This window comes from Streptomyces sp. NPDC056628 (assembly GCF_042792555.1).
Taxonomy (GTDB): domain Bacteria; phylum Actinomycetota; class Actinomycetes; order Streptomycetales; family Streptomycetaceae; genus Streptomyces.
The window spans coordinates 240,948-266,335 of record NZ_JBHTWG010000004.1 but is presented as its reverse complement, the minus strand read 5'-3'; the positions used below and the strand labels follow the sequence as shown (position 1 = coordinate 266,335).

Sequence of the window (25,388 nt, the reverse complement as noted above, 5' to 3'; positions counted from 1 at the left end):
CCGCGGTGGTGCTTTGGGAACACGTGCCGATCTTGAGCGCGTCCCTCACCCCAGCCCAGGGAGGCCTGCGATGCTCCGTCCCCCGGCCCGTGCACTCGTCGCCCCGGCCCTCTCGGCCGCCGCCCTGCTGACCGCCTCCGCGTGCGCCCTCACCGGTCAGGAACAGGCCGCGCCCCCGCCCGTGAACGTCCCCGCCTCCCAGTCCCCGGCCGCCGCCCCGACGCTCACGGAGGCTCAGGCCAGAGCCGCGCTCGTCACCGAGGCCGACCTCGGGGAACCGTGGGTGCCCACCCGGGGCTTCGCGACCTGGCGGGAGGCCATGCTGAAGGCGACGGCCGAGCCCGCTGAGTGCGGGGCCCTGCTCGACGCGCTGTACGCGGAGGAGTTCTTCGGCCCCGACGCCCTCACGCGGGCGGCGGTCGCGCTGGACGACGAGCTGGGCGACGCTCAGCTGCGCTACCAGGTCGTCGTCCAGCGCCCGGGCGGCCTGGACCAGGCGCTGCGCCGGATCGGCGAGCTGCCGCGGCGGTGCGGGTCGTTCACCGCCACCGCGGCGGGCGGTCCGCTGTCCGTGGAGGTCAGGGCGGTCGGCCTGCCGGAGATCGGGGACGCCCGGCAGGCCCTGCGGATCGTCGTCGGCGCCGTCTCCGAGTACGAGGACGCGCCGCGGCTCACCCTGGACGTGGCCGCCGTCCGGGTGGGCGACGACGCGATCACCGTCACCAACGGCAGCCTCGGCGAGGTGCCGTCCGACGCCACCCTGACCGCCGTCGAGCTGGGCACGAGGCGTCTGGAGGAGGTCAGGAAGCGGGGCCGGGCCACGGTCTGAGCCGGACCGCGCACCCCCGAGGCGGTGTCTCGCCGATCACGCGGGCTCCCGGCGCTCGCTGATCCGGCCTGATCGGCAGGACCCGGCCTAGGCCATGCGCTCCACGGCGTCCTTGGCCTCCGCGAGACCCGCGCCGGTGATCTCCCGGTAGACCTTGATCGCCTGGATCTTCCTGTCGTCCCGGAGCAGCGCCGCCACCTCCGCCAGGCGCGGGTCCTCCTCCCGCAGCCCCAAGTGCCCGAGGACCAGGTCGAGTTTGTGCTCGATCCGGGCCGCGCGCCGCTCCGCCTGGGACATCCGGCTCTGCACGCTCAGCAGGAGCAGGACGCCGGCGGCCACCGCGAAGATCACAGCCATCGTCTCCATGCCGTGGAGGACGCCGCCGGGGCCGCCGGGGTTCACTCGGTGTCGAAGCGCAACCGGTGGGCCACCACGTCCTGGGAGACGTCGAGGGCGGTACGGCCCTGCGCGAACGCGTGCGCCCGCAGCCGGGCCAGTGCCTCGTCCGTGCCCACGCAGAGCTGGGCCACGATCATGCCGGTGGCCTGGTAGAGCGGGTCGTGGTCGGCGGCGAGGCCGCCCAGCCACACCTCCTCGCCCTGCCCGTCCGGTGTGTGGGGGAGCGCCATCAGGGCCAGCGTCAGCATTCCGGCGACCAGCCGGGCCGTGCGCAGGTCCCGGCCGGACAGCTCGCCTGGGGTGTCGCCGTAGAGGTCGAGGGTGCCGACGCACACCTGGGCGTCGCCGAGCGGCAGGGAGTACACCGCCCGCACTCCGGCCGCCGTGGCCAGCTGGGCGAAGACCGGCCAGCGTGCCACGTCCCGCCCGGCGGTCAGATCGCCGGCGAGCACGGGGGCGCGGCTCCGCGCGGCCCACTGGCAGGGTCCGTCGCCCAACGTCGCCTGGATCTCCGTCACATACGCGGCCCGCGGGCCGGTCGCGCCGAGCTGGACCGGCATTCCGTCGTTGTGCAGCGACACACTGGCGCCCGCCACGGGCAACAGGTCGACGGCGACCCGGCACAGCCGGACCGGCGCCTCGCCGGGACCGGCACCGCGCAGGCTCTCGGCGATCACGTCCGCGGCACGCCGGGGCTCCGGCCCCGGTCCACCACGGTGATCGTCTCTGCGCCGCACGGATGCCTCCCGGTGTGGCAGCGGGCAGCGGTCCGGTGGCTCCCGGCCGCCCACCCCGGACCAGCCCCGTCTACCCGGCCCCCGCCCCCCGAAACCCCGGACACGCCCGACCGCCCCGGGACACCACGGCGGCTACGAGCGCACCCCTGCCCTCACAACGGCGGCTGCGCCGGGGCCGGGCCCAGGGTGGTGGTGCCGGGGGCCGTGCGGTGGCCGAGGCCGGTGCGGTAGGCGTCCAGGGCCGCCTCGACGCGGCCGGTGCGGCGGAGCAGGTCGCCGAGCAGGCGGCACAGGTCGGCCAGGTCGCCGACCGCGCCCGCGCGTTCCAGCAGGCTCAGGGCGCGGACGTAGTGCTCCTCGGCGGCCTCGGTGTCCCGGGAGTCCTCGGCGATGATGCCGAGCAGCCGGTGGGCGGCGGCGGAGTGCAGGGCGCCGCGCTCGGAGCTGAGGTCGCTGAGGACCTCGTGGAGCAGGGCGGCGGCCTCGTCGGACTTGCCGCGCCGGTGCAGCACGTCGGCGAGCTCGACGGCGACCTGGCTCGTGTAGAGGGTGGCGCGCTGGGCCGTCAGCATGGTCTGCGCCTCGCGCATCTCCGCCTCGGCGCGAGCCAGGTCGCCGTTCTGGGCGTAGACGTAGCCGCGCATCCAGTGGCAGTTGGCGAGCTCGGTGCGGATCTGCAGCTGCCGGTACAGCTCGGCGGCCTTCGCAAGGGAGGCGTCGGCCTCGGCGACCCGGCCCTCGGCGAGCAGGGTGCGGGCCACGGACCGGTGCATCCGGGCCACCAGCGCCGGGTCGCCGGCCTGCGGGGCGAGGGCCAGGGCGTACTCGGCGGCCTGGGCGGCGCGGGCGTGGGCGCCCATGTCCATGTAGGGACCGATGACGCTGGCGTACAGCAGCAGCAGGGCGTCCGGGTCGTGCAGTCCGCCGCGGTTGAGCTCGTCGAGCGCGGACTCCAGGAGGTAGACGGCGTACCGGAGTTCACCGGCGAGGTAGTGGGAGACAGCCCTCCCGCGCACGGCCGGGGCCCGGGCGGGCAGCGGCGCCCCGGCCGCCGTGAGCACCTGCTCGGCCTGCTCGAAGTGGCCGCGCGCGATGTCCAGTTCACCGGCGTCGAGGCCGCAGTCGCCGAGCCCGATCAGGGCGGCGGCCCGCTCCTCGGCGAGGCCGTGGCCCGTCGCCTCGGCGAGCAGGCCGGTGAACTGCCCGGCCGCCGCGTCGGTGTCGCCGACGGCGAGGACCCGCTGGGCCTCGGTGAGACCCAGGCGCAGATCGGTGACGAGGTGGGCGGGGCGGCCGGTGGCCAGCTCCTCGAAGGCGACCCCGAGCCGGTCGGCGATGTGCCGCAGCGCCTCGTCGGAGGCGCGCACCCGCCCGGCCTCCAGGGTGGAGATGTAGGCGGGGCTGTACGCCGGTTCGGCCAACTGCCGCTGGGTCAGGCCCCGATCGGCGCGCAGCTGCTGCACCCGGCGTCCGATGGTCCCCGGTTCATCACGGTCCGACACACTCAACTCCCCCTGGCGCCCTTGCCGTTCCACTCCCACAGCCCCTAGGTTAAACCGCGTATTAAACGTGGTTAACCCTTGGCTGTTGCGAGGTCGCCGTGCAGCAACGCACCAGCACCACCGAGCGCTACACCCGGGGCGTCGCCGCCGCCGTGGTCGCCGTGACGACCCTGGTCCTGGCGGCCAACGCGGGCCCGGCGAGAGCGATGGAGCCGAATCCGGCACAGCAGCGGAATCAGCATGTCATTCCGCCGGCTGCCGCGCGGTAGGTCTCACGGAATCACCACCGGCCCGGCCCCCGGTTCTCACCCGCTGACCTGGAGCTGCCGCAGCTGCCGGTGCACGTTCTCCAGGGCGCCCTGCCGGCGGCCCGGCACCCGGCTGCGCAGTTCCACCAGGATCGGGCCGAGTTCACGGGCGAGCGCCGGGTCGTCGATCCGGTGCCACTGGTGGTGGGCGTGGTCGACCGCGGACTCCACCGCGGGTGCGTCCGGGGACTGTCCCGCGGTCAGCCGCGCGGAGGCGACCGTCAGCCAGGTACGGCAGCTGCGCACCGGGTCCCCCGCCAGCATCGCCAGGTCCGCGCGGACCTCGATCCAGTGCAGGGCCTGCTCGGAGACGGGCCCGTGGGTGTGCACGGCCGTCTGCTCGTGCCGGGCGGCCAGCGCGTCCGCCTCCGCGTGCCGCCCGGCCCGCACGGCCTCGGAGATCGCGGTATGCGGGTCGCCCGGCGCGGGCGGATACGCGGTCAGCACGATGTCGACGCCCACCCCGGCCTCCGGCGCGATCCGCTCCAGGGCCTGCGCGTGGAGCCGGTCCAGCGGCGGCCGGAGCCCGCTGCGCAGCAGCGTGGCCACCGCCTTCATGTACGCCGGGCCGGCGGGCGCCCGGCGGCCCGGCGGCGGGGCGATCCGGCCGAGGACGGTGGTGCCGCGGCCGCAGTCCAGAGGGTGGGCGCGCAGCCACTCCCAGGTCTCGGCGTCGGCGTGCAGATCGAGGAGGAGGGACGTCGACCCCGGCGGGCGCAGGCGCAGCTCGTCCCGGAACCAGTGCCAGGGAAGCCCCGTGTAGCGGACCGTGGCCGGTGTCGAGCGGGCCAGCGCGAGGTGCGGCAGGCGCTGGCGCCGGTCCAGGTGCAGCTGGCCGGTGACGAACACGGTGAGCGGGCCGGGGGAGACGGCGGCGGCCCGCAGCCGGGTCAGGACGGCCTGCGGCTCCAGCGGGTCGGCGAGCTCGACCACGTTCGCGGTGCCCGTGCCGGACAGCACGGGGGGCGGCACGGCGGCCAGGACCGGGAGCACGGCGGCGGCGTCCACCAGACGCCCCCGGCCGGCCGGAGCGGCGGCGAGCAGCAGCACTGTTCCGGGCATCGGTCCCTCCCCGTCCCCCGTCGATCACGTACGGCAGCACCGTAACCGCTGTGCGTGTGTGCGGGGGATCTCAGGGGGGTGAACGTCCGTCCCCCCGCTGCTCCTTCCCCGCCGGGGGGAGGCGCCGGACCGCGAACACCGTGGTGTCGTCGCCGAGATGCCCGCCGCTGTGCCGCAGCGTGCTCTCCCGGACGAAGTCGACCAGCCGCCCCGGCTGCGCCAGGCCGGGGTCGGCGGCGACGGCCTCGGCGACCGTGCCGGCCAGCGGGAAGAAGGCGCCGCGCCCGTCCCGTGCCTCGGTGACCCCGTCGGTCGTCATCAGCAGCGTCTCGCCGTACCGCAGGGGCGCCCGCAGGACCGGCGGTGGCCCGGCGGCCGGGTCGAGTTCGCTCAGGCCGACCGGGAGGCGGGCGTGCGGCCGCAGCGCCCGTACTCCGTCGGGGCCGACGACGAGAGGGCTGTCGTGCCCGAGCACGAGGGCCTCGATGGTCTCCGGCTCCGCGTCGGGGAAGCCCACCAGGACGACCGTCGCGAACCGGTCGCCGTCCGCCCGGCCGAGCGCGGCCCTCATCCGCACGTGCCGCTGGAGGCGCACCTCCAGCCGGGTGGCGATCGTCGGCAGGTCCGGCTCGTGGTAGCCGGCCTCCCGGAACGTGCTGAGCAGCGCGGCGGCCACCTCGACCGCGCCGAGCCCCTTGCCCTGGACGTCGCCGAGGATCACGCGCGTGCCGTGCAGCCCGGTCTGGATGTCGTAGAAGTCGCCGCCGACCCGGGCCTCGCTGTCGGAGGCGAGATAGACGGCCGCGTGCTCCAGGCCGCCCCAGCCGGGCGGCAGCGGGCGCAGCACGGTGCGCCGGATGGTGGCCGCCACGTCCTCGATGTGCAGCATCCGCTCCTCGCCGCGCACCCGCACCACACAGGCCAGCGTGGCGAGGACACCGCCGAGGGCGGCGAGGATCAGATCGGGCAGACCGGCCTGGAACTGGTGCGGCAGCAGCGCGTCGGCGGCGAGGTACGTCAGGGGCGCGAGCACGGCGTACACGGCCGTCCCCCACACCCCGCAGATCGCGGCCGCGGTGCCGGGCACCAGCACGATCCAGGACAGGATGCGGAAGTCGCTGCTCGTGCGGAAGTCGACGGCGACGATGCCGATGAGCAGCAGCAGCGGCGGCACCCAGGCCAGGCTCCTGCCCCGCACACGAAGGGGCCGCGCCCGGTGCGTGTCACCCAGCGGGCTGACCTCACCGTCGCTGACGGCCCTCATGGGCCTCAGCGAAACACGACGTCCGGCGTGCCGCATCCGGGCACCCGGCCGGGTGGCACCGGGCCGGCGCGCGACGCCGACTTGCCAGGCCGCCGCCCCAGGTGTGCTCTGGAGGGCGGGGGCGGAGAGGAAGGAGTGCTCTCATGGCTCATGCGGCACCCGCGTCCCGGCGGCGCACGACGAGCACACGCCCGTCCACCGACGTCCTCAGCCCGCGCGCGCACCGCGTCGCGAGCGTGGCCGTCCCGGTCGGCCTCGGTCTGATCTACGGCTACTGGGTCGCGGCGGACCGCCGTGCCGGCGGCGAGATCACCGGCTGGAACCTGCTCCTGGGCTTCGTCTCCGCGGTGGTGTTCATCCTGTTGTTCGTCGCCATCCGGGCCGTCTCCGGCCAGATGCGGCGCGAGATGCACGCGATCATGTGGGCCGCCTTCACCGGCTGCGCGGTCGGGTTCCTGTACAGCCAGACCGGCCACAGCGTCGTCAGGTCGTCCCTGATGGGGCTCGCCTTCGGCGCGGCCTGCTTCGTCGTGCTGTTCTACCGCTACTACACCCACGAGGACGCCGAGGGCAGACGGACCTCCTGAGCGCGCACACGGTGCGGCCCCGGCCGCGCGCCGGGGCCGCACCGCTTCCCCCGCCCCCCACCCGGGGATCCGGGGGTTCCTCCTCGCTCCCCCGACCCCTGGGACACCCGTCCGGGTGAACGCTCCGCCGGAGAGGGGAACCCCGCGCCCGGATGCAGGCACCCGGCGGGCGCCCCGGACCGCGCGGCCCTTCGCTTGAGGGGTGTCCACCCGGCTGCGCGACGGTCTGTCGGCGGCGCTGATCGCGCTGTCGTGCCTCCTCCTGCCGTTCGGCGCGTCGGCGGCCTGGGCCGCGTACGGGCTCGCCGACACCGGCCGCTACGTCACGGCCATGGCGCCACTCGCCTCCGACCCGGCCGTGCGCGGCGCGGTCGCCGACGCCCTGGGCACCGGGATCATGCGCGAGGTCGACCGGCGGCTGCCGGGCGCGCCCGCGGCGCCCGCGCCCGGCACGGTCCGCCCCTTCGTCCGGGACGCGGCGGACTCCTTCACCCGCACCTCGGCCTTCCGTGCCGCCTGGGACGCCGGAAACCGGGCGGTGCACGACGCCGTCCTGGACGCCCTGCGCGACGGCCGCCCGGGCCCCGTCACCGTCGATCTGGCGCCGATCACCGCCCAGGTCAAACAGCGGCTGCTGGACGACCACGTGACTGTCGCCCGGCACATCCCGGTCGAGCACACCGAGGTGCCCGTGCTCGGCGCCGACGAGCTGGCACGCCTGCGGAAGGGGTACGCCGTGCTGGAGGTCGCCGGGTTCTGGCTCCCCGTGGCCGCCGCGGTCCTCGCGGTGGCCGGGATCACCGTCGCCGCCTGCCGCCGCCGCGCGCTCACCGCGGCCGCGCTCGGCTCGGCGCTGGGCGGCGCGCTCCTGATCCTCGCCGTGGCCCTCGGCCGCCGGCTCACACTCGCCGACCTGCCCGACGCCGCCCACCGTCCGGCCGCCGAAGCCGTGTACGACGCGCTGACCCAGCCGCTGCGCTCGGTGTCCTGGTCACTGGTCGCCCTCGGCCTGGCCGTGGCCCTCGCGGCCCGGCTCACCGGCTACCTGGCCCGGCGCCGCCGGGCGGCCGACCGGCCCGCCACCGACCCCGCCCGCCCGCCGACCCGCGCCCGGATCTGACGGGACCCGGGGGGGCACCCGGTGCTCCTGGCACACCGGCACCCCACCTCGTAACGTCGTCGCCGTGACAGACCGGGGGAACCAGAACGGACGCGGACGCCACACGGCCGGACGGTGGCCCGCCGCGCTGCTCCTGCTCGGCGTCAGCGTCGTCGTCGCCTGCCGGGCCGCCGACGCCGACGCCCTCACCCCCCTTCCGCAGCTGCTGGCCTTCCTCCCGTGGCTGCTCGTGCCCACCGTGACCGGTCTGCTGCTCGCCCTGCTCGCCCGCTGGTGGACCGGCCTGGTCTGGGCGGTCGCGCTGCTCGGCCTGCTGGCCTGGTTCACCGACCCGTACGGCAGGAGCCACCGGCCCGACGGCCCGCCGCTGGCCTCCGTGCGCGTCCTGACCGCGAACGTCGAGTTCGGACAGGCGGCCGACGCGCTCGCCGCCGCCGTCCGCCGCGAGGAACCGGACCTCGTGTTCGTCCAGGAGTGCGAGCAGACCTGCGACGCCGTCCTCCGCCGGGAACTCGCCTCCGCCTTTCCGCACCGCGTGGCGGAGGTGGCCGCCGGGTCCCACGGCTCGGTGCTGCTCAGCCGTTTCCCGCTCGCCCCCGCCGAGGGCGTCGACGGCACCATGGCCATGCCGGGCGCCGTCGCCGACGTCCGCGGGCAGCCGGTACGGCTCCAGCTCGCGCACCCCATGCCGCCGCTGCCCGGCCGGACCGGGCCCTGGCGCCGCGAACTCGGGCGGCTGCGCGACCTCGCCGAAGGACGCGGCCGCACCCCGCTCGTGCTCGCCGGGGACTTCAACGCCTCCCAGGACCACGCGGCCTTCCGCCGCGTCCTGGACACCGGTCTGCAGGACGCGGCCCGGCTCGGCGGCCACGACCGCACCCCGAGCTGGCCGGCCCGCACGGCACCCGCGTTCGGCGCGCAGATCGACCACGTGCTGCTCTCCCGGGACTTCTCCGTGCGCGCGACCCGCTTCCTCGACCTGCCCGGCACCGACCACCGCGCCCTGCTCGCCGACGTCACCCTGCACCGCCGGCCGGACTGAACACATGGGCGCGGCCGCCCCGTGCAGAGGGCGGCCGCGTCATGTGGGGGGTGGTGCGTGGGGGAACCGCCCTACCGGCGGGCTCCCTTGTCGAGGGCCTTGTCGAGCGCGGCCGCGAACCCGTTGGCCCACAACTGCTCGACCCGGGCCCGCTCGTTGGCGTCCGGCTGGGAGTTGGTGCACGACGGGCCGGGGCCGCCGCCCGACATCAGCTCGCTGCACGGACCCTGGTAGTGGTCCGGCAGCCCGAGGACGTGGCCCGTCTCGTGCGTGGTGACGCGGGTGGAGTCGTACTGCTGGTTCTGCCGGTAGTCGAGGAAGACGTAGCCGTTGCCGTGCCCGTCCGTCGAGGCGTACGAGCCCCGCGAGTCGTTGCCCTCGCGGTACGTGAAGTCGGCGTTCGAACCGGACTGGAGCTTGACGTTGGAGACCGAGCTGTTCCAGATCTGGGCGCTGCGGGCTATCTGCGCGCTGAACGTGGGCGCGCGCGAGGCGTCGTAGACGACGGTGACCGCCGCGGCGGCCGTCGGACGCGCCGCCTGCTTCTCGGCGACCGACTTCAGCACGGCCTGGAAGAAGGCCTTAGAGGCGTCGGAGTCGGCCGTACCGGCGACGAAGCCGGCCTGGACGGGAGCCGGGGCCGCGGTCGCCGGGGCGACCGTGCCGAGGCCGAGGGCCGCGACACCGAGAGCGGCCGCCGCCGTCGTACGGGCGGACAGGGCGAAGGACATGCGCATCGATGACTCCTAGGTGGGGGGTGAGTCGTCAAGGCGAGTGTCCGCGTCCGAAAAGCCGCTGTGATGATGGCAATCGGCGATAGCACGGCCCTATCAGGGCCCCGATTCGCCGCGTTCGGAGGGGGTTTGGGTGGCTGGTGAAACCAGTCCCTCCGCTTTAGTCTCCCAGGCCATGGAGCTCGAGGTGAGACACCTCCGCGCGCTGTGCGCGATAGCCGACACCGGCAGTCTGCACCGGGCCGCGCGGCAACTGGGCGTCGCCCAGCCATCGTTGAGCACACAACTGCGCCGCATCGAGCAGGAGCTGGGCGGCCCGCTGTTCCTGCGGGCCCGCACCGGCTGCCGCCCCACCCCGCTGGGCCGGCTGGTCCTCAGCCGCGCCCGCCCCCTCGTGTCGGAGATGCGTGCCCTCGTCACCGAGGCCCGGGCCGCCGCGCTGGGCGGCGCCGCCCTGCGGGTCGGCTCGACCGCGAGCAAGGCCCTGGCGGGCTGGCTGCGCCGGCTGCGCGGCCACGGCCAGGACCCCAGCCTCCACATGAACGTCTCCCCCAACGCCCTGCTGCGCATGGTCGCCGACGGGCAGCTGGACGTGGCCTTCGTGCACGAGGTGGAGGGCTGCCCCCTGCGCATCCCGCCGGAGCTGCGCCTGCGCGTGCTGATGGCACGCGAGCCGCAGTTCGTGTCCCTGCCCCCCGACCACCCGGCCGCCGCACGCCGCGAGGTCGACCTGCACGACCTCGCCGGCGACCGCTGGATGGTCGACCCCACGGTCGACGGCGAATGGGACGCCGTGCAGCGGATGTTCCGCGCGGCCGGCGTCAACCCGCGGGTCCTGCACGGCGACTACTACACCGCCGACGCGCTGGTGGCCACCGGCGAGGTGGTCGCCGTCTGCCAGCCCACCCACGCCGACAGCCCCACCATTGCGGTACGCCGGCTGCGCGGTGACCCCCTCGGCGTACGGCTGCTGCTGGCCGCCCGCACGGAGACCGACCTCGACGGGGTCTATCCCGCGCTGGAGGAGGCCTACTGGGAGGCGGCCCGGCAGGCACCCGCGTACCGGGAGTGGCTGGAACACGACGGCGAACGGCGCCCACCGCGGGTGCCGGCGCTCCCCTGACCGGCGTCAGACGCCGATGTCGCGCCCGTCCTGGCGCCACACCGCCACGACCGCGGGCCGGTTGATGCGGCCCGGCCCGTCGGGCCAGGCGCTCAGCGGCTTCTCGGCCGTCGCCCCGTCGATCTCGCCCGGATGCTGCACGGAGACGAGCACGCGCCGGTCCTGGACGAGCGGGCCGCAGGTCTCCGCGCCGTTCGGCATCGTCAGGAACTGCTTGAGCTCGCCGCGCCGCTCCCCGCGCGTGGCGACGCCGAAGAGGCCGTCGTGGTGGCCGAGGGCGTTGCCGTCCGTGGAGATCCACAGGTTGCCGTAGGAGTCGAAGGCCACGTTGTCCGGGCAGGAGATCGGCGAGACCTCGTCCTTCGGGAACCCGGCGAAGTAGGTGGCCGGGTCGTCCGGGTCGCCGGCCACCAGGAACAGCGACCAGGCGAACCGCTCGCTGTCGGCCCGGTTGCGGTGCTCGGTCAGCTCCAGGATCTGGCCGTGCTTGTTGGCGACGCGCGGGTTGGCCTCGTCGGGCTTGGGGTTCGACCCGACGCCCCGGTTGCTGTTGTTGGTCAGGGCCACGTACACCTTGCCGGTGTGCGGGTTGGGCTCGATGTCCTCGGGCCGGTCCATCTTGGTGGCGCCGACCTTGTCGCCGGCGAGCCGCGTGAAGACGAACACCTCCTCCGCGCTCATTCCCTCGACGTGCGAGACGGCCCCGTGCGCGGTGGCGGTGGCCAGCGGGATCCACTCACCGCCGCCGTCGAACTCGCCGTCCGCCGGGAGCTTGCCGGTCCCGTCGATCTCGATGGCGGGGGAGTCACCGGTGAGCCGGGCGACGTACAGCGTCCCCTCGTCCAGCAGGGACAGGTTGTGCTCGCGGACGTCCCGGCTCGAGCCCTTCCGCATCCGCTTGCTGCCGACGAACTTGTAGAAGTAGTCGAAGCGCTCGTCGTCACCGGAGTACACGACCGGCCGCCCGTCGTCGGTCAGCCGCACGGTGGCGCCCTCGTGCTTGAACCGGCCCAGCGCGGTGCGCTTGCGCGGCGTGGAGGCCGGGTCGTACGGGTCCAGCTCGACGGCCCACCCGAAGCGGTGCGGCTCGTTGGGCTCCTGGGCCACGTCGAAGCGCCGGTCGAACCGCTCCCACTTGCGCTCGGTCGCGCCGCTGCCCAGCCCGTACCGCTTGTCGGTCGCGCGGGTGGCGTGGGCGAAGTACTGGTTGAAGTTCTCCTCGCCGTGCAGGGTGGTGCCCCACGGGGTGACGCCGCCGGAGCAGTTGTTGAGGGTGCCGAGCACCTTGGTGCCGGTGCGGTCGGCGGAGGTCCTCAGCAGCTCGGATCCGGCGGCCGGACCGGTCACCCGGAACTCGGTGGTCGCCGTCACGCGCCGGTTCAGCGGGTGCCGGGGCACCGGAGTGAGCCTCCCCGACCGGCGGTCCTCCTCCACCACGACCGCGGACAGCCCGTGGGCCGCCCAGGCGACCTCGACCTGCTGCCGGGTCGGGTTCTCGGGGTCGTAGCCGCGGAACATGAGCACCTCGTCGGTGTACTCGTGGTTGGCGACGAGGATCTGCCGGTGGGGCTCGCCGTGCAGCGGGAGCAGGGCGAGGAAGTCGTTGTTGTACCCGAACTGCTTCGCCTGCGCCTCCGCGGTCTGCCGGTCCGGGTCGAAGGCGGGCGCACCGCGCAGGATCGGCTCGCCCCAGCGGATGACGACGTTCTGGGCGTACCCGTCCGGAATCGTCACAGTGTCAGCGGTGTTCGGCGCGACGGGCGTGAACCGCAGCCCGCGCGCACCCTGGGCGCCCGGACGGGCACCGGTCGCCGTGGCGGCGCTCGCCCGCGGTGCGGAGAGGGTCGCGGAGGCCCCGACCGCGGCGGCCGCGGTGACGACGGCGGCGGCCCGCATCACGGTACGGCGGCTGAGGGCATCGGCGACGACGTCCCCGACGTACGGGTTGGAGGTGGTGTTCGGGACCTCGTGGAAACAGGCGTCCCCACACCGGAAACGGCAGGTCAGGGCCGCTCTGGCACCGTGGTGCGCGGAGCCGTCGACGCTGATGATCGGCAACTGGATACGCATGGCTGCTGGTACTCCCCTTGCTTCCCCTTGAGATGCGGCGTGGGGGACGCTAGGGGTGCGTACGAGCGGCAGCGGGGCGCGAGCATGAACGAGGAGTGAACCGAGGGTGGCTGTACGCGACGCCGGTGCGCGGCTCGATGCGACCTTGACGGACGAATGAGCTTGTGTTCACCCCTCCCCAAGATCACCACCTGGGGCCGCTAACCTTACGTGTCCGTCCTGGCCAGGGATCTACGGGCATCAACTCACGCGAAGGGTTGCGCACATGGGCATTCTCACTCTCCTGCGGAACGCGTTCGGCCGATCACGCAAGGGGCGGACCGCTGAGGCGGAGGGTGCGACTCCTTCGCGGGAACCGCAGCCGACCGCCCCCACGACGGTCCCGGAACCGCGCTCGGCAGAGCCGACGGCGACACCGAAGGCGACGGCTACGGCTACGACCGCGGAGCCTGCGGCGACGGCGGCGACCGCGGCGACCGCGGAGCCGACGACGGAGTCGGACGACAACGAGCACGACCTGGTCGTCGCGGCCTTCGACAACGTAACGGTCCCCAAGCAGTCGCCTCCGGCGGAGCAGGAGCCTGCGAAGGAGGAGCAGCCGAAGGCCGCTGAGCCGGCCGCAGAGCCCGAGCCGGCCCCTGAGCCCGTGGCGGTGACGCCGAAGGCGGAAGAGCCGGCCACCGAGCCGGAGCCGGAGCCGGAAGCACCGAAGGCTGAGGAGCCGAAGGCCGAGAAGCCGAAGGCCGAGCCTGAGGCGCCGAAGACCGAGGAGCCGGAGCCGGTCGCCGAGACGACTCCTGAGCCCGAGCCGGTCGCCGAGACGACCCCGGAACCCGAGCCGGTCGCCGAGACGACCCCGGAACCCGAGCCCGAGCCGGAGGCACCGAAGGCGGAGGAGGAGCCGGAGCCCATCAAGGAGACGCGGCCCGAGGAACCCGCCGCAACCGCCGCCGCAGCCGCCGACGGCGAGGAAGCCCCACAGGGGCCACCGGCAGTCGACGACGAAAGCGTCACGGGTGGTGCGGGTGGGAGCACCGAGGCCGAAGGCGAAGCCGAGGCCGAGACAGCCGTACCCACAAACCTCCGCACCGCCTACGAAGCGGCAGCCGCAACCCTCACCACCCACCACCTCACCGGCACCAGCGCCAAGGTCTACCTGGTCCTCGACCGCTCGGCCTCCATGCGCCCGTACTACAAGGACGGCTCCGCCCAGGCCCTCGCCGAGCAGACCCTCGCCCTCGCCGCCCACCTCGACAGCACCGACCCGACGGTCCCCGTCGTCTTCTTCTCGACGGAACTCGACGGCACCGGCGAGCTCACCCTCACCAAGCACGAGAACAAGATCGACGAACTCCACGCCGGCCTCGGCCGCATGGGCCGCACCAGCTACCACGTCGCCGTGGAGGAGGTCGTCGCCCACCACGCCAAGACGGCCCCCGACACCCCGGCCCTGGTCGTCTTCCAGACGGACGGCGCCCCCGACGCCAAGACCCCGGCCAACCAGGCCCTCACGGACGCGGCGAAGAAGCACCCGAACGTCTTCTTCTCGATCGTCGTCTTCGGAGACCCCGAGCAGAAGGCGTTCGACTACCTCCGCAAGCTGAAGACGGGCAACACCGCCACGTTCTTCGCCGGCGAGTCCCCCCTGGAGCTCACGGACGAGCAGCTCTACGACGGCATTCTGGCGTCCTGGCGCCCGTAGAAGCCCCCGGAGCGCCACACGGAGACGAGAACACCCGAGCCGCCCGCTTCCCACCCCTCAGAACGGGAGACGGGCGGCTCGGCCATGTCGGCTACGATTTCAAGGTTCGAAAGTGACGGCAGCGGCCGCGAAACCCGGCACCCGTCACCCCGCGTAACGACCTGGGAGCAGCCCGCGATGGCTCGACACCTCATCACCAGCGCCCTTCCGTACATCAACGGGATCAAGCACCTGGGCAACATGGTGGGGTCCATGCTCCCGGCGGACGTGTACTCCCGGTACCTCCGCCAGCGTGGCCACGACGTCCTGTACATCTGCGCCACCGACGAGCACGGCACCCCGGCCGAGCTCGCCGCGAAGGAGCAGGGCCTCCCGGTGGCGGACTTCTGCGCCCAGGCGCACGACGCGCAGAAGGCGGTCTACGACGGCTTCTCGCTGGCCTTCGACCACTTCGGCCGCAGCTCCAGCACGGAGAACGTCGAGATCACCCAGCACTTCGCCCGCAAGCTGCACGAGAACGGCTTCATCGAAGAGCGCGCGATCCGCCAGGTCTACAGCCCGGCCGACGGCCGTTTCCTCCCGGACCGCTACGTCGAGGGCACCTGCCCGCACTGCGGCTACGACAAGGCCCGCGGCGACCAGTGCGAGAACTGCACGCGCGTCCTGGACCCGACCGACCTGATCGAGCCGCGCTCGGCGATCTCCGGCTCCACGGACCTGGAGGTCCGCGAGACCAAGCACCTCTTCCTCCTCCAGTCCAAGCTGCAGAACGAGGTCGCGGAGTGGGTGAGCCGCCACGACGGCGTCTGGCCGCACCTGGCCTCCTCCATCGCCCACAAGTGGCTGACGGAGGGCCTGCACGACCGGGCGATCACCCGTGACCTGGACTGGGGCGTGCCCGTCCCGGCGGACACCTGGCCGGAGCTGGCGTCCGAGGGCAAGGTCTTCTACGTGTGGTTCGACGCCCCGATCGAGTACCTGGGGTCGACGAAGGAGTGGGCCGACCAGGACCCGGAGAACCGGGACTGGAAGTCGTGGTGGTACGACGTCGACAACGACGTCCGCTACACGCAGTTCATGGCGAAGGACAACGTCCCCTTCCACACCGTGATGTTCCCGGCGACCGAGCTGGGCATCCGGGAGCCGTGGAAGAAGGTCGACTTCGTCAAGGCGTTCAACTGGCTGACGTACTACGGCGGCAAGTTCTCCACCTCGCAGAAGCGCGGTGTCTTCACCGACCAGGCGCTGGAGATCCTGCCCGCCGATTACTGGCGCTACTTCCTGATCGCCAACGCCCCCGAGTCGGACGACGCGTCCTTCACCTGGGAGCACTTCACCGCGACGGTGAACAAGGACCTCGCCGACACCCTGGGCAACTTCGTCAACCGCGTCCTGTCCTTCTCGAAGAAGCGCTTCGGCGAGGAGGTCCCGGCGGGGGGCGAGCCCGGCGAGGCGGAGACGAAGCTGGGCGAGCAGATCGCGGAGCTGCTGGCCGAGTACGAGTCGCACATGGAGTCGCTGCAGTTCCGCAAGGCGGCGGCGGCCCTGCGGGCGCTGTGGTCGGCGGGCAACTCCTACCTGGAGGAGAAGGCTCCCTGGCTGGAGATCAAGACCGACAAGGACGCGGCGGCGCTGACGCTGCGCACGGCGATGAACCTGATCCACCTGTACGCGGTGGTGTCGGAGCCGTTCATCCCGACGTCGTCGAAGGCCATGCGTGAGGCGTTCTCCCTGCCGGACGACACGGCGGCCTGGGTCACCCCGGAGGAGGCCAGGTCCCTGACCGCCGTCCCGGTCGGCACCCCCTTCATCGTCCCGCCGGTCCTCTTCGCGAAGCTGACGGACGACGACCTGGAGCTCTACAAGGAGCGCTTCGGCGGCGAGTAGACCGACGCCGGCCATCCGACGAAGCCGGCCCACGCCTCCGCCCCGAGCGCGAGGCGGGGGCCGGCGTCTCCGTACTTGGAGTCACGGACGTGCACGGTGCCAGGGGTGAGGGCGAGCTCGACGCAGGAGTTGCCGTCCGTGCCGCTGCTGTAGCTGCTCTTGAACCACACCAGCTCGGCAGGGGTCTCGCGGGTCATGTCTCTCCCAGCAGTTTCTCGATGAAGGCCAGCGACTCCCTCGGAGGGAGCGCCTGCGCCCGGATCGTGCCATACCGCAGCTCGAGGATGCGCAGCTGTTTCGGATCCCCGGTCGGCCGCCCGTTGAACGCCCCGTCGGAGCGTCCCAGTGCGGTGCCGTCCGGGAACTTCAGCAGCTCGATCTTGCCGTCCACGCCTGGGTGAGCATCCGTGTTCGTCGGCATGACCTGGAGCGTGACGTTGTTCAACCGCCCCACCTCCAACAGATGTTCGAGCTGCCGTCGCCACACCATTGTGCCCCCGACCTCCCGGCGTACCGGTGCCTCTTCCAGGACGAAGTGCAGCGACGGCGCCGGGTCCCGTTCGAAGACGGATTGGCGGGCCAGTCGCGCAGCCACCATGCGGTCCACGTCGTCCGCCGAGTAGGGCGGCTGGGCCGCCTCCATCAGGGCCCGGGCGTGCTCCGGAGTCTGCAACAACCCGTGCACGCTGTTGCACTCGTACACCCCGATCTCCACCGCCCGCGCCTCCATCTGCGCCAGGTCCCGCACCTTCTTCGGGTACCGGACCTTGGCCACGTCCTCCTTCATCGCCGCGAGCAGCCCGCCCGCCCCCAGCACCTCGTCCGCCCTGTCCAGATACTCCTGCCGCGGAATCCGCTTGCCGCTCTCGATCTTGTAGACGAGGTCCTCGCCGTATCCGACCGCCTTGCCGAACTCCCCGGCCCGCATCCCCACCGCCTCGCGCCGGAGCTTCAGCTGCCGTCCCACGGTGGCGACCACGGCCACGCCCCACTCGTCGTCCGGGTCCACCTCCCACCCCGGTTCGTCGGCCTCCGTCCTCAGCATGCGCACCCCTCCGTCGTACCGCCTCGTACCAGCCACGCCCTACCCGTACGCAACGCCCCGACAGGCCCGGACAGCACCGGACAACGACCGGACAGTCACCGTACGCAACCATGGCGTCACTCCCCACGGTAGGTGCGGTCGGCCACTCTGAGTGACGTGAATCAGAAGCTCGCCGCCCCCGCACACGCCATCCGCAACTTCAGCGTCCTGCTGTCCCCCACGCCCCGGGGCGCCCGTCTCGCCCGCCTGCTCGCCACCCAGCAACTGCTCGCCTGGGGGATGCCGTTGGACCCGGCCCAGCTCATCGTGGCCGAACTGGCGAACAACGCCGCCACCCACGGACGCGTCCCCGGCCGGAACTTCCACCTGCTGCTCTACGTGGTCGGCGGGACGCTCCGCATCGAGGTCACGGACACGCGCGGTGACCAACTCCCCTGCCGCCGGCCCACCGTCCCGGCCGCGGAATCAGGCCGCGGTCTGACCCTGGTCGCCGCCCTCGCCGACCGCTGGGGCGTCACCCGTGGCCTGCCACCCCGCAAGACGGTCTGGGCCGAACTCACCTTCGGCAGCGCGCAGTCACCGGAACCTGACCGCCCACACTCCGGTCCCACCTGCGGTCCCTTTGCACCACCCGCGGGGGAGAAAGCGCCCCACCAGGCCCCACCCCTCCCTCCCGCCGGGCAAACTCACTCCGGCGAGTGAACAGGCCCCCCCTTCCGGCCCCCTGCGCCACCGGCCCCGGAGCCACGGCACCCGCTCGGACCTGCGACGGGGAGGTTCTTCGGCAACTCCAACTCGGGACGTTGGGGAAGATTTGCCCAACCACTCGGCAACGATCGGACCCCACCGCCACCACCACCCCCGTGACGACCGTATGGTTTTCGCCATGGCAGTCCCAGAGGTCATTCCGATCGCCTATGAGCCCCACGGCCGCACCGAGGCGATCGGCTGTTACGAAGACGGACAGTTCATGGGGTCCGTCACCTACGCCTTCCCCAAGGGCTTCGAGCTCGGTCCCGGCTGGGAAGAACAGAAACGCCTCTACGCGGTACTGCACACCTTCGACACCGACGGCACGTACCGCGACTCGGAGATCTGGTGCGCGGGCACCTGGGCCGAGCAGCAGCGCGACCCGGCCGGCCCGGACTCGGTGCTCTCCCGGGCCCGCGTCCACCTCGCGACCCGGCTGCGCGGCCTCCCGCGGCGCACGTACACGGACATCGCCGTGCGGCCCTTCCAACTCACCTTCGACAACGTGCTGTTCGGTCTGGTGACCGGAGAGGACGAGGGGGAGGGCTGGGCCGAGCTGTACCCGGACCACCTGGGGTTCGGTGAGCCGTGGGACGGCTCGTACGACACCTGATCGGACGCCTGTCCGCCCCTGTCGCCTACGATGACAGGCCTACAGAGGGGGGTCTTCTCATGGCGCTGTTCGGCAACGCGCACACGATCGACCAGGGGCAGGCGCAGCAGGACTACGCACGGCTGCTGGGCCACGGCGAGCAGGTGCACGCCGCGTACCTGCTGATACGCGACACCATCCTGTTCACCGACCGCCGGCTGATCCTGGTCGACAAGCAGGGCATCACCGGCAAGAAGGTGGAGTACCACTCCATCCCGTACCGCAGCATCACGCACTTCGCGGTGGAGACGGCCGGCACGTTCGACCTCGACGCCGAGCTGAAGATCTGGGTCTCGGGCAACTCCGTCCCGATCGAGAAGACGTTCACCAAGGGCGTCGACATCTACGAGGTGCAGGCGATCCTGACGCAGTTCGTCGCCGGCTAGGACCATAATCGGCGGACCATGATCCCGCACCGCCGCCAGCTGACCACCGACGTCCTCACCGTGGGCGCCCGCTACGCGCTCGTCCTGGCCGGCGAGTGCGCCGTACGCGCCCACGGGCTCGCCCCCGCCCCGCAGCGGGAGACACCCCCGCGCGAGGTGGGCGCGGAGCCGCTGGAGTTGCCGGGCGGGGACGACGGCTGGGCCCGGCGCCGCCGCCGGCCGCGCCGCCCGCGTCCGGTGGAGGTCGCCACGCAGGCCGCCGAGCCCATGGACCGGGTCGCGGCCGTGCTGCGCGCCGGTCTCGCCGAACGCGGCTGGGAGGTACGGCCGGTGGAGACCGACCCGCTGTCGGCGCGGTTGCTCGTCACCGACCCGGACACCGGTGAGGAGCGCACGGTCGACGTCGTCAAGGAGACCTTCTGGCGGCCCCCCGTCACCACCGGCCTGGGTCCGGCGCTCGCCCTGGAGGACGTCATCGGCACGAAGGTCCGCGCCCTGGCCGACCGCGGCACCGCCCGGGACGTCGTCGACGTGTACCTGGCCGCGCCCGGCTGGAGCTTCCCCGACCTGGAGGAGCAGGGCCGCCGGCACGCCTGGGACGCGTTCGACCCCGCCGACCTGCAGTCCCGCCTGGAGGCCACCGACCTCCTGGACGACCGGGAGTTCACCGCCCGGGGGCTCGCCGAGGATTCCGTGCCGGCGCTGCGCCGCTGGATCAGGGCCTGGGCCGACGACATCGCCGAACGCCTGCTGGAGGAGGAGGCCCTCCGGCCGCCCCCCGAGGAGTGAGCCGGGCTCTCCGCGAAGAGCGGTGGCCCGGAACCGTTCCCGGTTCCGGGCCACCGCCCTTCGTGTGTCCGTCTACTTCGGCTGCGGCTTGATCACCGCCAGGTGCAGCTCCCTCAGCCGGGCTTCGTCCAGCTCCGTCGGCGCGCCCATCATCAGGTCCTGGGCGTTGCCGTTGAGCGGGAAGGCGATCGTCTCGCGGATGTTCGGCTCGTTGGCGAGGAGCATCACGATGCGGTCGACGCCGGGGGCGATGCCGCCGTGCGGCGGGGCGCCGAAGCGCAAGGCGCGCAGCATGCCGGCGAACTTCTCCTCGACCGTCTCGCGGTCGTAGCCGGCGATCTCGAACGCCTTGAGCATGATCTCCGGCTCGTGGTTCCGGATGGCGCCGGAGGACAGCTCGACGCCGTTGCAGACGATGTCGTACTGCCAGCCGAGGATGTCCAGCGGGTCCTGGGTCTCCAGGGCCTCCAGACCGCCCTGCGGCATGGAGAACGGGTTGTGCGAGAAGTCGATCTTGCCGGTCTCCTCGTCCTTCTCGTACATCGGGAAGTCGACGATCCAGCAGAAGCGGAAGACGTTCTCCTCGAAGTGGCCGGCGCGCTTGGCGGCCTCGACGCGGACCGCGCCCATGATCTTGGAGACCTCGTCGAACTCGCCCGCGCCGAAGAACACCGCGTGGCCAGGGGCCAGCGCGAGGCGCTTGGTCAGCTCGGCGACGTTGTCCTCGGTGAGGAACTTCGCGATCGGGCCGGTCAGCGAGCCGTCCTCCCCGACCCGCACCCACGCCAGGCCCTTGGCGCCCTGGGAGACCGCGAAGTCGCCGAGCTGGTCGAAGAACTTGCGGGGCTGGGCGGAGACGTCCGGCACCGGCAGCGCGCGCACGTGCTTGCCGGCGAACGCCTTGAACTCCGAGCCCTCGAAGATGTCGGTGATGTCGACGAGCTCCAGCTGGGCCCGCAGGTCCGGCTTGTCGGAGCCGTACTTCAGCATCGCCTCGCGGAACGGGATGCGCGGGAACGGCGACGTCACATGACGGCCGCCACCGAACTCCTCGAACAGCTCGGTCATCAGCTGCTCGATCGGCTGGAAGACGTCCTCCTGCTCGACGAAGCTCATCTCGACGTCGAGCTGGTAGAACTCGCCCGGCGAGCGGTCGGCGCGGGCGTCCTCGTCGCGGAAGCAGGGCGCGATCTGGAAGTAGCGGTCGAAGCCCGAGATCATCAGCAGCTGCTTGAACTGCTGCGGCGCCTGGGGCAGGGCGTAGAACTTGCCCGGGTGCAGGCGGGAGGGGACGACGAAGTCGCGGGCGCCCTCGGGGGAGGTCGCGGAGAGGATCGGCGTCGCCATCTCGTTGAAGCCGAAGGCGACCATCTTCGAGCGGATCGAGGCGATGACCGACGACCGCAGCATGATGTTCTTGTGCATGCGCTCGCGGCGCAGGTCGAGGAAGCGGTACTCCAGGCGCCGCTCCTCGTTGACCCCGTCCTCGGTGTTGACCGTGAACGGCAGCGGGGCGGCGGCGCCGAGCAACTCGACCTCGCTGACCTCGACCTCGATCTCACCGGTCGGGAGGTCGGGGTTGACGTTCTCGGGGCCGCGGGAGACGACCTTGCCGTCGACGCGGATCGTGGACTCCTTGGAGACCTTGTCCAGGGCCTCGTAGGACGGGGTGCCGGGGCGGGCCACGAGCTGCGTGATGCCGTAGTGGTCGCGCAGATCGATGAAGAGGATGCCGCCCAGGTCGCGCCGATTGTGCAGCCAGCCACTCAGCCGGACGTCGGTGCCGACGTCAGAGGAGCGGAGCTCGCCGCAGGTGTGGGACCTGTACCGATGCATCGTCGTTCATCCAGTCTTCGCGGATCGGGGGCGTGGTTCCCGTGAAGGAGAGGCTTTGTTTCACGTGAAACTCCACCCCAGCCTACCGGGCAGCCCATGATCACCTCCCCACCGTTTCCCCGCGTCCCCGGGCCCCGACCGGCCGACGGGCCCGCACGGCTTCGGTGGCACTGTGCGATCAGCTCTTCTTACAGTGGGGCCATGCGCACTGGTGAGGCCCTGCCCGCCGTGGAGGAGGTCCTCACCGTCCTCGCGACGGGGCTGTGGCACTGGGACACGGACACGGGTCTGGTCACGGTCGACGCGGAGGCGGCACGGCTGCTCGGGCTGCCCGCCGAGGCCCGCACGCTCAGCCAGGCCCAGGTCCGCGCACGCCTGCACCCGGTGGACTGGAACGAGATCACCTCCGTGATCCAGCTGGCGGTGGCCGAGGGCACGCTCGGCGAGGTGCGCGTACGGATCATGGACGAGCGGGGGAGGGTCGTCCGGGTCGGGCGCAGCCGCTTCCACGCCGCCTTCGACAGGGAGAAGCGCGCGTACGAGGTGACCGGCTCCCTTCAGGAGGTCACCGAGCCGGCGCGGGGCACCTCCGCGAAGCGCACCGCCGTCACCGGTGACTGGCGGCGCTCGCGGGAGGCGTTCCTGCTGGACGCGGGCCGGGCACTGGCCGAGGCACGCTCGACGTCGGAGGTGCTGCGAGTCGCGGCGGGCCTGGCCATGCCGGGCTTCTCCCCGGACGGGCTCGCGGTGTTCGGTGTGACGGGCGACCGGCTGACGGTGATCGGCCACCACGGCCAGGAGCCCGGCGACGAGGACCCCTTCCAGGGGCTGACGCTGGACTCGGACTACCCGGCCGCCGAGGTCGTCCGTACCGGCCGCGCCGTCTATCTGTCCTCCCCCGAGCAGTACAAGGAGCGCTATCCGGCGACCTGGCCGCTGGCCGCGCACTTCGACCGGCGGTCCTGGGCGTTCCTGCCGCTGATCGTGGCCGGACGCACGATGGGGGCCTGGATGGCCGCCTTCGCCTATCCGGTCGCCTTCACCCCCGACGAGCGCTCGGTGCTCACGACGGTGGCCCGCATGCTCGCCCAGGCCCTTTCGCGGGCCGAGGCCGCCGAGTCCGCGCGCGAGCTGACGGACGGTCTCCAGCGGTCCATGCTGCCCCGGCTGGGCCACGAGATACCGGGCATGGCCGTCGCCGCGCGCTATGTCCCGACCGGCGGCGGGCTCCAGGTCGGCGGCGACTGGTACGACATGATCCCGCTGCCCGGCGGGCCGGCCTCCGGCGGTGGCCGCTTCGCCCTGGTCATCGGCGATGTGCAGGGCCACGACGTGCGGGCGGCCGGGCTGATGGGCCAGCTGCGGATCGCCCTGCGCGCCTACGCCTCCGAGGGACACCGCCCCGACGCGGTGCTGTCGCGCGCCTCCCGTTTCCTGCACGGCATGACGTTCGGCTCCCCCGACGACGACCCCGCCGCGCTGCGCTTCGCGACCTGTCTGTACGTGGAGGTCGATCCGGCGACCGGTCTGCTGGAGATCGCCCGGGCCGGGCACCCGGACCCGGCCATCCGGATGGCCGACGGCACGGTGCTGAACCGCCCGACGGCCGGCGGCCTGCCGCTCGGCATCGACCCGGACGCCGACTACCCGACCACCACGATCGCCCTGGGCCCCGGCGAGACCATGCTGATCTGCACGGACGGCCTGATCGAGACCGGCGGCCACGACCTGGACACCGGCTGGAACCGGATCCGTACCGTCCTGGCGCACCACGACGGCGATCTGGAGGGACTCGCCGACGCGCTCGTGCAGGCCGTCCACGGCCCGTCCTCGCACCACACCACCGGGCCGCTCGCCGACCGGCGCGAGGACGACATCGCGGTGCTGCTGCTCCGCCGGCGGTGCGAGGGCACGGCCGGCACCCGGGCCGCCGCACACGCCGCGGTCCGCCGCACGATGATGGCGGTGGCACAGGCGGAGCCGGAGCACGTGGCGGTGGCCCGCCAGCAGCTGCGGCAGCTGCTGCACGACTGGCCGGTCCCCGACCAGGTCGACTCGGCGGTGCTGCTGCTGTCGGAGATGCTGACCAACGTCCTTGTGCACACGGACGCGGACGCCCTGTTCCTCGCCGAGGTGCTGGGCGGGCCGGGGGGCCGCCGGCTGCGGGTCGCGGTGTCCGACACCTGTGACGATCTGCCGCACAGGCGCCGGCCCGGGGAGCTCGCGTCGTCCGGGCGGGGCCTGGTCCTGATCGAGCTGCTGGCCCACGCGTGGGGCGTGGACCCCCGGGGCGAGGGCAAGAGCATCTGGTTCGAGCTCTACGAGTCCGGCGGCGGCGACGGTTCCGGGACGGCGGTGGCGCCGGGCGGGTCGGGGCGGGCGTAACGCTCCCTCAGTTCGTGGGCGACACCGGTGGCGGCGGCCGTCAGGGGCACGGCGAGCAGCATGCCGAGGATGCCGGCCACGGACGCGCCCGCGGTGATCGTCACCATGACGACGGCCGGGTGCATCTGGACCGTGCGGCTCTGGATCAGCGGGGTCAGCACATGCCCCTCCAGCTGCTGCACGGCGAGCACGATGCCCAGGACCCACAGCGCGATGACGAAGCCCCGGTCGGCGAGCGCGACCAGGACGGCGACGGCACCGGAGATGAAGGCGCCCAGGTAGGGGATGTACGCCCCGATGAAGACGAGCGCGCCCAGGCCCACCGCGCCCGGCACGTCGAGGATCAGCAGGCCGACGGTGATGCACAGGGCGTCGATGAGGGCGATGAAGGTGGTCCCGCGCATGAACCCCTCGACGGCTTGGAAGGCCCGCCGGGCCATGGCCACGGTGAGATCGCCGCTGTGCCGGGGCACCAGGGAGCGCAGCGCGCCGGCGGCCCGGTGGGAGTCGCGCAGGAAGAAGAACACCAGCAGCAGCGCGAGCACGCCGATCGCGATGGTCTCGCCGACCACGCTGACCCCGCTGACGACCCCGGAGGCGGCGGTCGAGCCGAACTTGGAGAGCAGTTCGCGGGAGTTGCCGGCGAGGTCGTCGAGCGAGGTCCCGGCGGGTCCGAAACGCGCGGTGAGGTCGCGCCCGGCCTGTTTGAGCGAGGCGACGATCTCGTCTCCGCTGTCCACGACGGCGGCGGCGACGATGTAGACGGCCCCGCCGACCACGGCCACCACGGCGACACAGGTGAGCCCGGCGGCCAGGGAGCGGTTCATGCCCGCCTTGACCAGCCGCCGGTGCAGCGGGCCGAGCAGCGCCGTCCCGAGCAGCGCGAGCAGCACGGGCACGACCGCCGTGCTCAGCTCCACCGTCAGCCGGATGCCGACGTAGACGACTCCGGCGACGAGCAGGATGACGGCGCACCAGGCGGCGAGCCGCCGGACGGGCTCGGGCAGCAAGGGAGGGGGAGCCTGCACGCCTCAAGCGGATCACGCGCGGGCCCGGGTGTCGTGCGCGGGCGATCCGGGCGGGTGAAAAACGGCGAGAGGCCCGCGGCCGCACCCACAACGGGCGGCCCGCGGCGACGTGGCGCGGACGTCATTACGGCGCGGGGGCGGCGGGGCGCAA

General features: G+C 72.9%; 24 protein-coding genes. 13 read left to right on the top strand and 11 right to left on the bottom strand.

Annotation, left to right across the window (positions count from 1 at the left end):
• The first annotated feature begins 70 nt into the window (after nt 1–70).
• Nucleotides 71–829, top strand: a complete 759-nt coding sequence (locus ACFRAC_RS08815) for a hypothetical protein (RefSeq protein ID WP_382922558.1) — start codon at nt 71–73, stop codon at nt 827–829.
• Nucleotides 830–916: 87 nt separating this feature from the next.
• Here the strand turns inward: ACFRAC_RS08815 and ACFRAC_RS08810 are convergent, their stop codons facing one another.
• The 3 genes from ACFRAC_RS08810 to ACFRAC_RS08800 all read right to left on the bottom strand — a co-directional run bounded on the left by ACFRAC_RS08810 (nt 917) and on the right by ACFRAC_RS08800 (nt 3,467).
• Nucleotides 917–1,195, bottom strand: a complete 279-nt coding sequence (locus ACFRAC_RS08810) for a ribosomal protein L7/L12 (RefSeq protein ID WP_382922556.1) — start codon at nt 1,193–1,195, stop codon at nt 917–919.
• 32 nt (nt 1,196–1,227) lie between these two features.
• Nucleotides 1,228–1,965 (bottom strand): GAF and ANTAR domain-containing protein, encoded by a 738-nt coding sequence (locus ACFRAC_RS08805; RefSeq protein ID WP_382922554.1) that lies wholly within the window; start codon nt 1,963–1,965, stop codon nt 1,228–1,230.
• Nucleotides 1,966–2,117: 152 nt separating this feature from the next.
• Nucleotides 2,118–3,467, bottom strand: a complete 1,350-nt coding sequence (locus ACFRAC_RS08800; protein ID WP_382922552.1) for a tetratricopeptide repeat protein — start codon at nt 3,465–3,467, stop codon at nt 2,118–2,120.
• Nucleotides 3,468–3,565: 98 nt separating this feature from the next.
• On the opposite strand from ACFRAC_RS08800, the gene ACFRAC_RS08795 reads away from it, so the two are divergent.
• Nucleotides 3,566–3,736: a hypothetical protein gene (locus ACFRAC_RS08795; RefSeq protein WP_382922550.1), complete on the top strand. Its 171-nt coding sequence runs from the start codon at nt 3,566–3,568 to the stop codon at nt 3,734–3,736.
• 36 nt (nt 3,737–3,772) lie between these two features.
• Here the strand turns inward: ACFRAC_RS08795 and ACFRAC_RS08790 are convergent, their stop codons facing one another.
• Nucleotides 3,773–4,837 carry a hypothetical protein gene (locus tag ACFRAC_RS08790; protein ID WP_382922548.1) on the bottom strand — a complete coding sequence of 355 codons (1,065 nt, stop codon included), beginning with the start codon at nt 4,835–4,837 and terminating at the stop codon, nt 3,773–3,775.
• Between the two features lie 70 nt (nt 4,838–4,907).
• Entirely contained in the window at nt 4,908–6,101 is a 1,194-nt protein-coding gene (locus ACFRAC_RS08785) for a PP2C family protein-serine/threonine phosphatase (protein WP_382922546.1), read from the bottom strand.
• 143 nt (nt 6,102–6,244) lie between these two features.
• On the opposite strand from ACFRAC_RS08785, the gene ACFRAC_RS08780 reads away from it, so the two are divergent.
• The 3 genes from ACFRAC_RS08780 (at nt 6,245) to ACFRAC_RS08770 (ending at nt 8,850) form a co-directional block, all read left to right on the top strand.
• Nucleotides 6,245–6,688: a hypothetical protein gene (locus tag ACFRAC_RS08780; RefSeq protein WP_382922544.1), complete on the top strand. Its 444-nt coding sequence runs from the start codon at nt 6,245–6,247 to the stop codon at nt 6,686–6,688.
• A 202-nt stretch (nt 6,689–6,890) separates the two neighbouring features.
• Nucleotides 6,891–7,808, top strand: a complete 918-nt coding sequence (locus ACFRAC_RS08775) for a hypothetical protein (protein WP_382922542.1) — start codon at nt 6,891–6,893, stop codon at nt 7,806–7,808.
• Between the two features lie 64 nt (nt 7,809–7,872).
• On the top strand, nt 7,873–8,850 hold the full coding sequence (locus ACFRAC_RS08770; protein ID WP_382922540.1) for an endonuclease/exonuclease/phosphatase family protein: 978 nt from the start codon (nt 7,873–7,875) through the stop codon (nt 8,848–8,850).
• Between the two features lie 71 nt (nt 8,851–8,921).
• Here ACFRAC_RS08770 and snpA read toward each other — a convergent pair whose 3' ends face one another.
• Nucleotides 8,922–9,587: a snapalysin gene (gene snpA / locus ACFRAC_RS08765; RefSeq protein WP_382922538.1), complete on the bottom strand. Its 666-nt coding sequence runs from the start codon at nt 9,585–9,587 to the stop codon at nt 8,922–8,924.
• Nucleotides 9,588–9,759: 172 nt separating this feature from the next.
• Here snpA and ACFRAC_RS08760 point away from each other — a divergent pair, with 172 nt between their 5' ends.
• Nucleotides 9,760–10,707, top strand: a complete 948-nt coding sequence (locus ACFRAC_RS08760; protein ID WP_382922535.1) for a LysR substrate-binding domain-containing protein — start codon at nt 9,760–9,762, stop codon at nt 10,705–10,707.
• A 6-nt stretch (nt 10,708–10,713) separates the two neighbouring features.
• Here ACFRAC_RS08760 and ACFRAC_RS08755 read toward each other — a convergent pair whose 3' ends face one another.
• Entirely contained in the window at nt 10,714–12,777 is a 2,064-nt protein-coding gene (locus ACFRAC_RS08755; RefSeq protein WP_382922533.1) for a PhoX family protein, read from the bottom strand.
• A gap of 265 nt (nt 12,778–13,042) precedes the next feature.
• Between ACFRAC_RS08755 and ACFRAC_RS08750 the strand changes: the two genes are divergently transcribed.
• Nucleotides 13,043–14,479: a VWA domain-containing protein gene (locus tag ACFRAC_RS08750; protein ID WP_382922531.1), complete on the top strand. Its 1,437-nt coding sequence runs from the start codon at nt 13,043–13,045 to the stop codon at nt 14,477–14,479.
• Between the two features lie 177 nt (nt 14,480–14,656).
• Nucleotides 14,657–16,366 carry a methionine--tRNA ligase gene (metG, locus tag ACFRAC_RS08745; RefSeq protein ID WP_382922529.1) on the top strand — a complete coding sequence of 570 codons (1,710 nt, stop codon included), beginning with the start codon at nt 14,657–14,659 and terminating at the stop codon, nt 16,364–16,366.
• Here the strand turns inward: metG and ACFRAC_RS08740 are convergent.
• Nucleotides 16,339–16,563: a DUF397 domain-containing protein gene (locus tag ACFRAC_RS08740; RefSeq protein WP_382922527.1), complete on the bottom strand. Its 225-nt coding sequence runs from the start codon at nt 16,561–16,563 to the stop codon at nt 16,339–16,341. The two genes, metG and ACFRAC_RS08740, sit on opposite strands and share 28 nt — an antisense overlap.
• Nucleotides 16,560–17,411, bottom strand: a complete 852-nt coding sequence (locus ACFRAC_RS08735) for a helix-turn-helix domain-containing protein (protein WP_382922525.1) — start codon at nt 17,409–17,411, stop codon at nt 16,560–16,562. The genes ACFRAC_RS08740 and ACFRAC_RS08735 overlap by 4 nt, the downstream gene beginning before the upstream one ends.
• A 156-nt stretch (nt 17,412–17,567) precedes the next feature.
• Here ACFRAC_RS08735 and ACFRAC_RS08730 point away from each other — a divergent pair, with 156 nt between their 5' ends.
• From ACFRAC_RS08730 to ACFRAC_RS08715, 4 genes are all read left to right on the top strand, one after another.
• Nucleotides 17,568–18,113: an ATP-binding protein gene (locus ACFRAC_RS08730; protein WP_382922523.1), complete on the top strand. Its 546-nt coding sequence runs from the start codon at nt 17,568–17,570 to the stop codon at nt 18,111–18,113.
• A gap of 184 nt (nt 18,114–18,297) precedes the next feature.
• On the top strand, nt 18,298–18,774 hold the full coding sequence (locus ACFRAC_RS08725; protein ID WP_382922521.1) for a hypothetical protein: 477 nt from the start codon (nt 18,298–18,300) through the stop codon (nt 18,772–18,774).
• A 59-nt stretch (nt 18,775–18,833) separates the two neighbouring features.
• Nucleotides 18,834–19,199 carry a PH domain-containing protein gene (locus ACFRAC_RS08720; RefSeq protein ID WP_055621131.1) on the top strand — a complete coding sequence of 122 codons (366 nt, stop codon included), beginning with the start codon at nt 18,834–18,836 and terminating at the stop codon, nt 19,197–19,199.
• Nucleotides 19,200–19,217: 18 nt separating this feature from the next.
• The gene (locus ACFRAC_RS08715; protein WP_382922518.1) at nt 19,218–19,988 is read left to right on the top strand and encodes a nucleotidyl transferase AbiEii/AbiGii toxin family protein; all 771 of its coding nucleotides are present in this window, start codon (nt 19,218–19,220) and stop codon (nt 19,986–19,988) included.
• A 72-nt stretch (nt 19,989–20,060) separates the two neighbouring features.
• Here the strand turns inward: ACFRAC_RS08715 and aspS are convergent, their stop codons facing one another.
• Nucleotides 20,061–21,824 carry an aspartate--tRNA ligase gene (aspS, locus tag ACFRAC_RS08710; protein ID WP_382922516.1) on the bottom strand — a complete coding sequence of 588 codons (1,764 nt, stop codon included), beginning with the start codon at nt 21,822–21,824 and terminating at the stop codon, nt 20,061–20,063.
• Between the two features lie 201 nt (nt 21,825–22,025).
• On the opposite strand from aspS, the gene ACFRAC_RS08705 reads away from it, so the two are divergent.
• Nucleotides 22,026–24,209, top strand: coding sequence for a SpoIIE family protein phosphatase (locus ACFRAC_RS08705; RefSeq protein ID WP_382922514.1), 2,184 nt, complete (start codon nt 22,026–22,028; stop codon nt 24,207–24,209).
• On the opposite strand, the gene ACFRAC_RS08700 is transcribed toward ACFRAC_RS08705, so the two are convergent.
• Nucleotides 24,143–25,237, bottom strand: coding sequence for an AI-2E family transporter (locus ACFRAC_RS08700; protein ID WP_382922512.1), 1,095 nt, complete (start codon nt 25,235–25,237; stop codon nt 24,143–24,145). The two genes, ACFRAC_RS08705 and ACFRAC_RS08700, sit on opposite strands and share 67 nt — an antisense overlap.
• Nucleotides 25,238–25,388 lie beyond the last annotated feature (151 nt).